General features: G+C 35.3%; 10 protein-coding genes. 3 read left to right on the plus strand and 7 right to left on the minus strand.

Going from position 1 to position 12682, the window contains the following annotated elements; translation table 11 throughout:
• Positions 1 to 9: 9 nt before the first annotated feature.
• Both OOA_RS05825 and OOA_RS05830 read left to right on the plus strand, forming a co-directional pair.
• Positions 10 to 975: a threo-3-hydroxy-L-aspartate ammonia-lyase gene (locus tag OOA_RS05825; protein WP_008911212.1), complete on the plus strand. Its 966-nt coding sequence runs from the start codon at positions 10 to 12 to the stop codon at positions 973 to 975.
• Positions 976 to 1174: 199 nt separating this feature from the next.
• Positions 1175 to 1798, plus strand: coding sequence for a helix-turn-helix transcriptional regulator (locus tag OOA_RS05830; RefSeq protein ID WP_008911213.1), 624 nt, complete (start codon positions 1175 to 1177; stop codon positions 1796 to 1798).
• 85 nt (positions 1799 to 1883) lie between these two features.
• On the opposite strand, the gene ldcC is transcribed toward OOA_RS05830, so the two are convergent.
• The 5 genes from ldcC to aepX all read right to left on the minus strand — a co-directional run bounded on the left by ldcC (position 1884) and on the right by aepX (position 9301).
• Positions 1884 to 4022: a lysine decarboxylase LdcC gene (gene ldcC / locus OOA_RS05835; RefSeq protein ID WP_008911214.1), complete on the minus strand. Its 2139-nt coding sequence runs from the start codon at positions 4020 to 4022 to the stop codon at positions 1884 to 1886.
• A 671-nt stretch (positions 4023 to 4693) separates the two neighbouring features.
• A complete protein-coding gene (locus tag OOA_RS05840; protein ID WP_008911215.1) occupies positions 4694 to 5419 on the minus strand; it encodes a sulfite exporter TauE/SafE family protein in 726 nt (241 codons plus the stop codon).
• Positions 5420 to 5822: 403 nt separating this feature from the next.
• Positions 5823 to 7196: an aldehyde dehydrogenase family protein gene (locus OOA_RS20450; RefSeq protein WP_008911216.1), complete on the minus strand. Its 1374-nt coding sequence runs from the start codon at positions 7194 to 7196 to the stop codon at positions 5823 to 5825.
• On the minus strand, positions 7197 to 8369 hold the full coding sequence (aepY, locus tag OOA_RS20455; protein WP_008911217.1) for a phosphonopyruvate decarboxylase: 1173 nt from the start codon (positions 8367 to 8369) through the stop codon (positions 7197 to 7199).
• Between the two features lie 23 nt (positions 8370 to 8392).
• Positions 8393 to 9301 (minus strand): phosphoenolpyruvate mutase, encoded by a 909-nt coding sequence (aepX, locus tag OOA_RS05855; protein ID WP_008911218.1) that lies wholly within the window; start codon positions 9299 to 9301, stop codon positions 8393 to 8395.
• A gap of 553 nt (positions 9302 to 9854) precedes the next feature.
• On the opposite strand from aepX, the gene OOA_RS05860 reads away from it, so the two are divergent.
• Positions 9855 to 10754 carry an alpha/beta fold hydrolase gene (locus OOA_RS05860; RefSeq protein WP_008911219.1) on the plus strand — a complete coding sequence of 300 codons (900 nt, stop codon included), beginning with the start codon at positions 9855 to 9857 and terminating at the stop codon, positions 10752 to 10754.
• A 156-nt stretch (positions 10755 to 10910) separates the two neighbouring features.
• Here the strand turns inward: OOA_RS05860 and OOA_RS05865 are convergent, their stop codons facing one another.
• Positions 10911 to 11795, minus strand: coding sequence for a 4Fe-4S binding protein (locus tag OOA_RS05865; RefSeq protein ID WP_008911220.1), 885 nt, complete (start codon positions 11793 to 11795; stop codon positions 10911 to 10913).
• 14 nt (positions 11796 to 11809) lie between these two features.
• On the minus strand, positions 11810 to 12682 hold the full coding sequence (locus OOA_RS05870; RefSeq protein WP_008911221.1) for a dimethyl sulfoxide reductase anchor subunit family protein: 873 nt from the start codon (positions 12680 to 12682) through the stop codon (positions 11810 to 11812).

Raw genomic sequence — 12682 nt, forward strand, 5'->3', positions numbered from 1 at the left:
GGTGATGTAATGACAAATCTAGTACTACCTACTTATCAAGATGTTGAGTTAGCGGCAAAAAGAATCGAAAACTATGCAAATAAAACCCCAGTCATGACATCACATACAGCTAATGACATGCTTGGTGCTGAATTATTCTTTAAATGTGAAAATTACCAACGAATGGGAGCATTTAAATTTCGAGGTGCAATGAACGCGCTTTCTCAGTTTACGCCAGAACAAAAAGCCGCAGGCGTGATTACATTTTCATCAGGCAATCATGCTCAAGGTATTGCATTAGCAGCAAAATTGCTAAATATACCTGCGACTATCGCGATGCCACTTGATGCGCCAGTAGTTAAAGTTGCAGCAACTAAAGGCTATGGTGCAAATGTTGTTTACTTTGATCGCTATAAAGATGATAGAGAGCAATTTTGCCAAGAGTTAGTTAATAAACATGGCTATACCCTTATTCCTCCTTATGATCATCCTCAAATCATTGCAGGCCAAGGTACTGCTGCAAAAGAGTTATTTGAAGAAGTCGGTGAGTTAGATGCCTTATTTGTTTGTTTAGGCGGCGGCGGTTTGCTTTCTGGTAGTGCATTAGCAGCGCGAGCGCTTTCACCTAACTGCAAGATTTATGGGGTTGAACCTGAAGCGGGTAACGATGGGCAACAATCATTTCGAACAGGTAAAATTGTCCATATTGATACACCAAAAACCATTGCAGATGGCGCACAGACATCCCATTTAGGACATTATACTTTTGAGATTATTCGCAATAATGTCGATGATATTTTGACTGTTACTGACAATGAACTTATTGATTGTATGAAATTTTATGCAGAGCGTATGAAGATGATCGTCGAACCTACTGGCTGCTTATCTTTCGCGGCTGTAAAAGCAATGAAAGCACAATTACAAGGTAAACGTATTGGCATTATTATTAGCGGTGGAAACGTCGATATCACTCGTTTTGCTGAGTTTTTAGCGTAATAACTTTAGTATCAATAAGCCTTTTCGCTTAACTATTATCAATAACCAAATTAGTATAAAATTAGACAAAATAGTGAATATAGCCGAGAAACATAGATAAAATATGCATCTTGGCTAATTAAATTAATTCTGTAGGCTTACATAACAGGCAGCAACCAAATGATATATATCATTTGGTTGCTAGATTAAGGGACGTTTTATGGCTATCTCTAAAGAAAATACACTGCTCGCGCAAATAGATACAATCGCTAAAGGGTTAAGTGAAACCTTTGCGCCCTTTTGTGAAGTAGTGGTACATGACTTAAAACACCCGGAGCATTCTATATTATCTATCCACAATAATTTATCGGGACGCAAAGTTGGTGAACCCACGACTGAACTGGGGCTAGCTCGTATTGAATCCGCTGATTTCCCCAATATTGTCGCGAATTACGCCAACCAATTTGCTGATGGACGCCCAGTTAAAAGTACATCTGTTGGAATCAAAGATGAAAGCGGCAACTATGTTGCAGCTCTGTGCCTAAATGTTGATATGACTTTATTTCGTGGTATGCAAAATGTCTTAACCCAATTTACGCAAGTAGGTATTAGCCCAATCAAGGAACACCTTGAACCCAAAGGCACTGAAGCTATCCGCCAACGTATTGATCAATATGCCGCCTCGCTTTCAGCGAGTCCTCGCACATTAAAAGCAGACGATCGTAAAGCATTAATTGAAGTTCTACGCAATGAAGGCTTATTAGATATGAAAAAATCGATGGAAACCGTCGCTCAACATTTAGGCGTTTCTCGCGCTTCAGTTTATTTATATGCAAAAAAATGACACAAATTAACGCGCTATTTATTTTAAATATATGTTAGGTAGTATTAAAAAACGTCTCATATCATGATGTTAAAATTAAATATTTTTACGGAGTCGACAATATACTGACAACATATTTCCCATCTTTATTTTTGTAAACCCCATGAATATCTGTTTCAAAACCTGGAAAGTGTATTCCTATTTCGCATAACATCTCGATAAAACTGAGTATTGGCTTATTTTCAATCGTTAATTTTTCCCCTGGCATAATAAGTGGCACTCCTGGGGGATACGGCAATATCATATTCGCACTAATTTTTCCAATCATCTCAGATAGATCACATTCCACCACATTTCCACGTATTTCTTGCTGAAATGCATCGTGTGGCGTGAGAACCATAAACGGTAATTGTTCAAAGGCATTATACATAAGCTCAGGTAATTTATATTTAACAATTAAATTATGAATACCTTGTGTCAAGTCTTGCATCCTCATACCTTCATAAAACAGAGGGGCTTTTTCATATAGCCTTGGCATAACATCAGATATTTTACTGTTATTATCATAAACACGTTTAAACTCCATTAGCACTTTTAATAATGTGACTGACTTTTGTTTATCAACTCCAATACTAAACAAAAATAATAAAGAATATGGACCGGTTTTCTCAACGATGATCCCCTTCTCATCAAGAAACTCAGCAACAATTGATGCTGGGATCCCGTTTTCGCTCAAGTTGTCATCTCTATCTAAACCCGGTGTTAGTAACGTGACTTTTATCGGATCTAAAAAAAGATTATTATCGTCTATATTTCTAAATCCATGCCAGTTATCCGCTGAATCCAATGACCAGCACATGACTTTATCAATACAGTCTGGTTGCCATACAGAAAAGAACCAATCCTCGGACTCCCTATGTAAACGTGAGATGTCTTTTCTAAAATCAATAGCTAAGTCTATAGCTTGACTAATAAGTCTTTTCCCTTTTTGACCACGCATCATTGCTGCTGATATCTCACAAGAAGAAACGATACTATAAAGAGGTGAAGTTGAGGTATGCATCATATAGGTTTCATTAAATATCTTTTCATTAAAATCACCCTTTATGTGAATCATAGATGCTTGAGAAAAAGCGGCGAGTAATTTATGCGTCGATTGCGTTTCAAAAATAACTTTTTCTTTTATTTTGCTGCCCCCCATACCGGATTTATTTTCATAAATCGGATTAAAATTAGAGTAAGGGATCCACGCAGAATCAAAGTGAATTGAGTTCACGGGCAACGTTTCTTTTATATACTGCGTATCATAAAGAATACCATCATAGGTTGAATTAGTTATGATTGCATGAGTTGGCCATTGCGTAATATTCTTGCTGCACAGTAAGTTCTCGATGTGCTCTTTCGTAAATTCTTTTTTGGGAATACCACCGAGGATCCCATACGAATTGCGAGTTGGCTTTAAATAAATCGGTGTAATATTAATCATCATCATCAAATGAGCTATCGATTTATGACAATTTCTATCAACGATAACAGTTGCACCTGAGTAACATGAATACATTCCAACAATTTTATTGGCAGTCGATGTGCCGTTAGTAATAATGAAACTTCTGTCGGCATTAAAAGTTTCAGCAATATAGTCTTCAGCCGCTCTATGTGGGCCTGAGTGATCTAATAATGCCCCTAGTCCAGTCATAGAAATAGAAACATCTGAGCGGAAAGTATTTTTGCCATAAAAATCATAAAATAATGTCCCTACTGGGCTTTTTGTAAACGCTATTCCTCCCATATGGCCTGGTGTACAAAAAGTGTTTTTTTCTTTACTTGCGTAACTGAAAAGAGCTTTAGTGAATGGAGGTAGGAGGTTGCTAAGATACTCGTCCGCTGCTTGTTTTATTTTTATTGTAATATCAATTACATTCTCGACAATATACTCAATAAAAATCACATTAGATCTCAATTGACTAAATTTTTCTTCAATTATTTGCTGATCACTTATGATAATAAACTTAGGGATATTTTCATTTATATCAATTATCTCCTTACAAAATTCAATGTTATGGCTATCGCCATAAAATATCACGCTGCAAATGCGTGTATTGTTATCCGCCATCTCGATTAAACTTACTTCGTCACTAACAATAATAATATTAAACCCAAGATAGCGTAATTCTTCTTCTATAGGTGACAGAAAATTATTTTCAAACTCAATCCTTTCGTCACTCAATATCACTATAGATTTCATTTTGTTTCCCACACCAAAATAATAACTTTAATATAATTCATTCATTCACCCGGGAATAAAAAGAAAATCGCTTTATTAATGAGCATTATGAAACAATGCATAAATAACAAATAAAATTATAAGCATCATAAACACCAGTATTAATCATATTCATTTTATCATTTGATATCGAAAAGGTTGTTAATATAAATATCGTTGTGACATGTTACGAAAAAACCTCAATCATTCTTAACATGCACCTCATAACACCAATTTATTTACATTAAAAAACCAACAAATTCAATTCATTACTTTAAGGTGAATGTGTCATTTAAAATAAACTCAATGGCAAAAAAATACCGTTAAAACTATCATGATTTGTTAATAATATAATAAAACTATATTTAAAGATAAAATTCCACTTTCATTTTACATGCAACTTAAATTACTAATCAAACTTCTAATCATAAAATAAATTATAATATTTACAATGCGTTAATTAACATTTAAAATACCCCTTCTACTCAATGTAGATATAAAAACATCAATTTACATTATCGATTTTTTTGAAACTCAATTAATAAATTTTCATTCATCATATAATAACCGGATGGTTTTTTAATTATTTCAATGACGAGTATTATAAATCTCCCCCCTATTGGTGTAATTAAAAAACAATACCTTCGGTTTTATTAATACCATATAGCATCCCACAACATGGAGAAACCCGCAATTAACATCATGCCATCAATTAACCCGTTAAATATTTTATCACTCATTTTTAACACAAACTTTTTACCAATATACAAACCCACAATCATAGTAAAGCCTATGACTAGGCCATTGAATAACACTGACCAAGGTATTGCACCGATAGTACCAAAAGTGAATGCTTTGGCGAGATAAACTACAAATGAACTCGCAGCTTCCGTTGATAACAATGCACCTTTAGTAAGGCCGTATCCCGCAAAAATAGGAACTGTTAGTGGTCCTGTAGAGAAAACAATACCCGTTAAGTAGCCAACAATGACCCCAGAAAATATCAATTGTAATCTACTGAGTTTAAGCTGTCTGTTTTTGGCCCAATGCCGTATTGGAATTAAAAGCAAAAAAAACAAACCAATGCATAAATTAGAAAGATTAGCAGGTATTACCCAAAGCGTATTGGCACCTAATACAGCAAAAGGAATTGCGGGGATTGAATATAATAAAAAGGCTTTTATCTGAACGTCTTTTCGCCACATAATGACTCTAGAAATATTTCCCATGACAGATGCAATCGCCATGATAGGAATTGCGGCTTTAGGTCCAAATGCAAAACTCAATACAGGTAATAATATAATTGAGGATCCTGTTCCAACAATACCACTAATCATCCCTGCCACAATTCCTATAATGGCAATAACAATATAGATCATACTTACTCCAAATTTATTCGCTATATCCATCATGCCATAAATCACATGATGGATAACTACGGTAAAATTCACAAACCACTTAGTTTATATTAATTTATCAAGTGCATATAATTAAAATTGACTTATTGACTAACCAGATGATTTTTAAACTATTTTAATTATTTATAATATATTACATAGTAATAACTATAAATGGTATAAATGTGAAGATGAATAACCATATAGAGGTATATAAAATAAAACCATCCATTTAATTACTTAATATTATTAGCTGTATCACCAATAAAAACATTCACTTTAATATCATCTAATAAACATTAAAATCAGATAGATATAAATAATTAATCCTGTTATTATTTGAAAAGGTAGCAAATGTGAATATATTTAATCATGCATTCAAATTTTACCAAGGTAATGTCAATGTTTGAAGATTCGTATAGTTTTTAAATGATTCTCGTATACCTTCTTTAATGCCGAGTCCTGAATTTTTAACACCACCAAAAGGCGATAGTTCAGTACGAAAACCGGGAACTTCCCAAACATTTAACGTGCCAATATGTAATTGCTTCGCTAATGTCGTTATTAAATCCATTCGGTATGTACACACTCCAGCAGAAAGACCATATTTGGTGTTGTTGACTAAATTAATCAGCTCATCTACCTTGCTAAAAGTTAATATTGGTGTGACTGGACCGAACGTTTCTTCAGTCACTATGGACATCGTTGAGGTTACTTTATCCAAAACAGTTGGTTGAAGTAAGGCTCCGCTTCGTTGATGCCCATAACGTAATCTAGCGCCTTGAGCGATTGCTTCTTCTATACGATATTCGATTACTCTTGCTGCATTTTCATCTATGACAGTTCCCATCTTGATAGTTTCATCAAAAGGATCGCCGGCTCGCCATGAGCGTGTCTTATCAACAACAAGTTCAGTCAACTCATCTGCAACATCCTCATGCACTAATACTCGTTTTATTGCCGTGCATCGTTGACCACTATTTTTATAAGAACCCTGAACAACCAACTCAGCTGCTGTTTCTAAATCTGCATCAGCGAATATAATTAAGGGGTCATTACCACCTAATTCTAAAATTAAACGACGATAACCAGATCTATTAGCAATATATTTACCAACCGATACTCCACCAGTAAAACTAATAAGTTCAATAGCCGATTGAGAAGATAAATACTTATATAAAGAAATGGGATCTCCGTAAATAGATAATAACATTTCCCTAGGTAAACCCGCCGAAAATAATAAATCACAAAAGTATTGTGCTGATAACGGTGTTTTTTCTGAGGCCTTCAATATCACCCGATTATTAGTCGCTAATGCAGGTATTATTTTATGGGCAACTTGGTTGATTGGGTGATTAAAAGGTGTAATTGCATAAACAATACCTTTAAGAGGAGTTCGGTAAGTCAGAACTTTTCTCTCGGCTATATTAGGAGAAATATCTGACTCTAAAATATCATTTCTTTCAGTTAGTAATTCAGCTATGGCTAGAGTTAATACATTGAGTACACGAGAAACTTCATAATAGCTGTCATTGATGGATATACCGGTTTCTTGCGTAATTAATTTAGCAGCATAATTTTTATCCGTTTCTAGCAACAAATGAACGTTTTTGAAAATTTCAGCTCGCTGATATCTATTCAATGGTGATTGAAATTTTAGTGCTGAGTCAATAAATTTATCTATAGTTATTTGAGGTGTTGTCGCGATGGAACCCACTATATCTAATGTATAGGGGTTTTTTATAATAATTTCTTTCATTTATTCTACCTTTGTTTGTCTTATACAAGAAGTTACAAGAAATTTTTGAAAGCTATCACGACTTTGATATGGGGAAATATTCGGTCTACCAACATTACAACGACTTCCAGGAGAGCAGAGAATTTCAATACAATAGCTACTTGGTGATATGAGTGCTTTTTCCACAGCATTACAGATAGTTAATTCGTCATTAGCAGTGACAACATTAGCGTAACCACAAGCACTTGCAAGATTAGAAAGAGATATATTTTTTGCTTGAGTTTTTTGTCCTCCAACAGAGTCATGTACACCATTATTAAAAATAATATGAATAATATTTTTAGCTTGAGAAGTATTTGTTATTCCTCCTAGATGCATTAGGAGTGCACCATCTCCATCTAAACAAATAACTTTATTATTCGGCATTTCTAATGCAATGCCATAGGTAATTTGTGAAGCATGTCCCATGCCGCCAATTGAAAGGAAATCTTGGTTATGTGATTCTTTTCTCTTATTTCTCAACTCAAAAAGTTCTCGAGATAACATTCCTGTTGTACATACTGTTGGCAATGGCTTAGTAAAAGAGCTAATTACCCATTCCAAAGCCCGCTCTCTCAAAGGTAATTGATTATTATCAATCGGCTCTCTATTCCCAGTATAAAATGAAAATATATTTTTTCTGACCAAAAGCGCTACGGGTATCGATTTCTGATACGCCGTGTTCACTGCATCAGCGATGATATTTTTTACTGTGGTAAGAGTATATTCTGAACCGATTATTGCTGTCGGTATACTTAAGGTTTCTAATAATGGCTCCGTAACTTTCCCTTGTTTAACATGCTGAGGCTCATCACTAATTTGTTCACCGCTTTCATCCAATTCTCCTCTCCAGCCAATTATAAGAAGCATTGGTATACCATACACCTCAATATCAGCTAAAGAACATAATGGATTAATAGCATTTCCTATCCCAGAATTTTGCATATAAACAACGGGAATTTGACGTGTTGCTAAATAATGGCCTATTGCGATACCAATAGCTCCACCTTCGTTCGCTGTAATAGTATGGGTACACTGATCCCCTTTATCCTCTACCGCTAAACAAAACTCTTTTAATAATGAATCTGGAACACCTGAAAATGAACGTATGCCAAAATTCATTAGCAATTGAACAAATTGATTCGGTTCAATCATAATTATGATCCCTGAAGTTTAATTTACTTTGTACCTGGAATTAATTCTAAGATATCATTTATCGACATACATATACCTTCAACCTCCTGAGTTCTACCATTTTTTAAAATCATTTCGGCAACATATTTCATTGCTGGATAAGCTGCACGTAATAAATGATTAGCATATATTACGATGTTGTAACCATGATTTACTAAATCATCAAATTTAACTTGATTAAAGCTAGTTGGCACACAAACTAATGTAATCGTAGGATGTGAGTTCTTAAATCTTTTTGCAAAAACAAAAATTTCCGTTGGATCGGTTTTACGACTATGGATCATAATTCCTTTTGCGCCAGCTTCAACATATAAATTAGCACGCAATAAAGCATCCTCCATCCCTGCGTCCAATATTAAACTTTCGATACGTGCTATTAGCATAAATTCATCAGTTTTAGCGGCCTTAGCTGCTGCTGAAACTTTTTCTGCAAATTCCTCTGGTTTCGCTTGTTTTTGGTACACATCATTTCCGAGCAATGAATTTTTTTTTAAACCTTCTTTATCTTCTATAATAACAGCTGATATCCCTAGTCGCTCTGCGGTAGAAATACTATAAACGATATGTTCTATTTTCCCGCCTGTATCCGCATCAAAAATAAGAGGTTTACTCGTTACATCAAAAATTTCTGAAACTGCACTTAGACGATGTGCTATATCAATAAGTTCTATATCAGGCTTACCTCTAATTGCAGAATCAGTTAAAGAACTGGACCAAAACCCATCATACTCAACTATTTCTTTTTTATTTTCAAACTTAATATTCTCAACTAACATTGCAGATAGTGGACTATGTGTTTCCATTATTCTTAGTCCATTCTTTGTTTCTAATTTATCTCGTAATGAAGCAATTCTATTTCCAATATTATTATTTGATAATATTACCTTACTCATAATCCACCTTTATTCGGCTTACTGTAATTCCTCAATATAATAAACATTCATCAACAAATGAAACTATAACTAAATTATACGACTATCATTTTTCACAACACCCATGATATTTTTAATATGAGAATTCATTATGTCATTAGAATTGCAAACTTTTTAATCCATAAAGGAATCTAGCTTAAAGTATCATAGCCATACAATGGTTATATTGTATGGCTAACTAAATTTAATTAATACTCACTCAATAATCACCTTGCTAATGCGGTGATTATTTACACTGCCAAATATGTTGAATATTATATGCTTTAAATTAGAGCATTCTCAACAGACTGTATTCGACATGACTAATGATTACACTATATATGATAATGAAATGACTTTAACTCTATTACAGATTATTAATTTAGATTTGTAAGAATCAACATATTTTGAGGATTAATGCGTTTATCACCTAAATTAGAGATTGTGGAGATAAATTCAAGTGACTTTTAAGGTTTTTTATTGTTACTCTTTAGCTTGAACGTATTAAATAAATCACGTCAATTTTGGACATAAAATGACTCTCAACGCCTCTATTACACTTTATTATGACTCGTTTGGACAACCTGAAAACCCAGCAATTGTTTTAATTCCAGGCTTAGGCGGCCATAATATTAGTTGGTCTGAAGAATTCTGTCTGCGCCTTGCTGAAGCCGGCTATTTTTTAATCCGCATTGATAATCGCGACAGTGGATTATCACCACATTTTGATGACAGCCCCGCGATTAATATTCCTGAGTTGGTTGAACACTTGCAACGTGGCGAGCAAGTTAGCATTCCCTACTCTTTGTTTGATATGGCAGACGATGTATTAGCTTTACTAAATCAACTTTCAATTGAAAAAGCACATATTATCGGGCGTTCGATGGGTGGTATAATTGCTCAAATAGTTGCCGCAAAAGCGCCTCATAGAGTATTAAGCTTGTGTCCAATTATGTCGAGTACGGGTAACCCAACATTACCACAACCTGAATCGGACGTTATGCAAATGCTGATGACCTCCGGAGCTAACCCTAAAGAAAACTTGCAGAGCTATTTAAACGCCCAATTATCCTTTTACCGCCGTATTAGTTCTACTGCGTGCCCTTTTGATGAAGCTTATTACCGTGATTATATTTTACAAGCCTTAGCTCGGGCATACTCACCTGAAGGAACAAAACGTCAATTAGTTGCCGTTGTGGTAACGGGTGATATTCGCTCCCACTTAACGGCAATCACTGCACCTACTTTAGTGATCCACGGCTCAGTTGACCCACTTTTCCCGCCTGCTGCGGGACAAGATATTGCGGATAATATTGCTAATGCCAGTTTTGATTTAATTGAAGGTATGGGTCATGAAACACCACCGCAATTAGTACCCATTATTGCAGATAAAATTATTACGCATTTAAAAAACAGCTATAGCGTAAACCTGTAATATATGAACTAAGCTAAAGGCCCTTTAATTAGAGCCTTTACGTTTAAAATTAATGAAGATAAAGCAAAATTAATTTAGTCATAAATACCTTTGTAAATAGTTATTTATCAATTAATTTATTCTATCTAGTTTAACTAATAAATAGCTGCTTATCCTCTACAACCAACCTTGTTTTTTATGTTGCGCACATATTGGACATAACGTTTCATTTTGCTGCCAAGCCAAAAACGGTAACCGACATTTTTCACACTGCCCATCATAATAATGATACACCATAGGCTCACTATTCTTTGCCACTGCTTCTTCAACCTGAATCGATTTAGGAAAACAGACAACTTGGCAACTCATACACCCCGTACAACGTTTTTCATCAAAAATAAATTGATGATTTTCTAGCGTAATTGCTTGTTCATCACACACTTTGGCACATGCACCACACAGAATACAACTCGATTCATCAAGCTGGATATGAAACCAACTATCTTGCGGATAATATTGCTTACGTGCATTTAACCCCGTGCGGACTTGCCCTTTATTTAATGGTTGTTCATCTAATTTTTGACGAAAGAACATTCGACGGCGCCCACTGTCTATTTCCGGCGGTTGAGCAATAATCAGTTGCCAAATTGGCTCTTGAAGGGTTTTCAGTTTTATATTAAGCGCAGCAAGGATTGGTAACCATTTGTCCACTAGAGGTTCAGCTATTTCAATGCCATTAATATGATATTGCTTATGCCAAACAAGCAATTCCTCAACACTAGCAAGTGGTTCATCGTGGCTAATCACTAAGTGGTCATTTTGGTAAGTACGTTCATGCGGAGCAATATTTTCAATTGCATCAACTGGGCAAGAAAATAAACAGTTACCGCATTGATAACAGAGTTCATTATTGATGTTCGCGTCCATACTACCAAACGTGATAGCGCCCACAGGACAAGTTTGTGAACAACTCTCACAGACGCTATTTTTGAGGCGTTTTCTCACACATTTATCATTGATAATGGGTTTAGGGGGAAGATCCACCGTAATAAAACGCCTCATACTACCTAACTCCGTTACTTAACAATAAAGAAAGCGAAACGATTGAGTACTTCACCAATGAATATCATTGCACACCCAGCCAACACTAGTGGCATTCCAGCTGTCAACATAGCAACACGTTTTTTCCACATGCTGTAGCCTAAGACAAGAATACCGGCAATTGATATTAGCCAAGCGATGACTCGTAACGCAAAGATCTCATTATACGCACTGATAGGAGTTTGTGGGAATGTAATTGCATTATTCGTCATCAATACATCAGATAACCATTCAACATAAAATGGCTGAACAACCAAACGGATAGCGATAGCTAAAAAGATAATCACTAATGCACTCGCCACCAATTTATAAGCTAGAGTTGGGCTGGCAATTACTTTTGCTTTCATTGCTGTAACCGCAAGTGTAATTGCTGCACCTGCTGCAAATACCGAACCAAAGAACATAAAATAGGTATTTGAATGCATCCATGTTTGCATCGATGAACTGAAATAAAGTGATGCCATACAAAAAATATCGATTAAACCGAGTATTCCAATTAATGCCAATACTGTTCTATTCATATGACCTTTAATCAAGACAAATAGTGTATATAAGCACAGCGCACCGAGATAAAGTGCAGCAAATACAATTTCACGACTCAACCATGAAGAAGAAATATGGCGTAAGGCATGAAATGCATTCAACGGATAACCCATATGCAGTGTCGATGATAAGAGTCCAAGACAACCCAATATGGCAGCTGTTAGTAGTGCAGGTTTCATCACTAAGGTTGCGCGCTGATTGCCCACTTCGTGTTCAAACCAACAAAAATAGAGGGCGGTCAGGATCACAATTCCAACAGAGCTTTGCACTAATAACGTAAAGGTAACTAATGGCCATTCACCCAT

The sequence above is a fragment of the Providencia burhodogranariea DSM 19968 genome (genome assembly GCF_000314855.2).
Classification (GTDB): domain Bacteria; phylum Pseudomonadota; class Gammaproteobacteria; order Enterobacterales; family Enterobacteriaceae; genus Providencia; species Providencia burhodogranariea.

What these genes read in the sequence shown, in the direction of transcription:
- OOA_RS05840 (WP_008911215.1), bottom strand. Translation starts at nt 5,419, where the DNA reads ATGATCTATATTGTTATTGCCATTATAGGAATTGTGGCAGGGATGATT.
- aepY (WP_008911217.1), bottom strand. Translation starts at nt 8,369, where the DNA reads ATGATTGAACCGAATCAATTTGTTCAATTGCTAATGAATTTTGGCATA.
- ldcC (WP_008911214.1), bottom strand. Translation starts at nt 4,022, where the DNA reads ATGAAATCTATAGTGATATTGAGTGACGAAAGGATTGAGTTTGAAAAT.
- aepX (WP_008911218.1), bottom strand. Translation starts at nt 9,301, where the DNA reads ATGAGTAAGGTAATATTATCAAATAATAATATTGGAAATAGAATTGCT.
- OOA_RS20450 (WP_008911216.1), bottom strand. Translation starts at nt 7,196, where the DNA reads ATGAAAGAAATTATTATAAAAAACCCCTATACATTAGATATAGTGGGT.
- OOA_RS05870 (WP_008911221.1), bottom strand. Translation starts at nt 12,682, where the DNA reads ATGGGTGAATGGCCATTAGTTACCTTTACGTTATTAGTGCAAAGCTCT.
- OOA_RS05865 (WP_008911220.1), bottom strand. Translation starts at nt 11,795, where the DNA reads ATGAGGCGTTTTATTACGGTGGATCTTCCCCCTAAACCCATTATCAAT.
- OOA_RS05825 (WP_008911212.1), top strand. Translation starts at nt 10, where the DNA reads ATGACAAATCTAGTACTACCTACTTATCAAGATGTTGAGTTAGCGGCA.
- OOA_RS05860 (WP_008911219.1), top strand. Translation starts at nt 9,855, where the DNA reads ATGACTCTCAACGCCTCTATTACACTTTATTATGACTCGTTTGGACAA.
- OOA_RS05830 (WP_008911213.1), top strand. Translation starts at nt 1,175, where the DNA reads ATGGCTATCTCTAAAGAAAATACACTGCTCGCGCAAATAGATACAATC.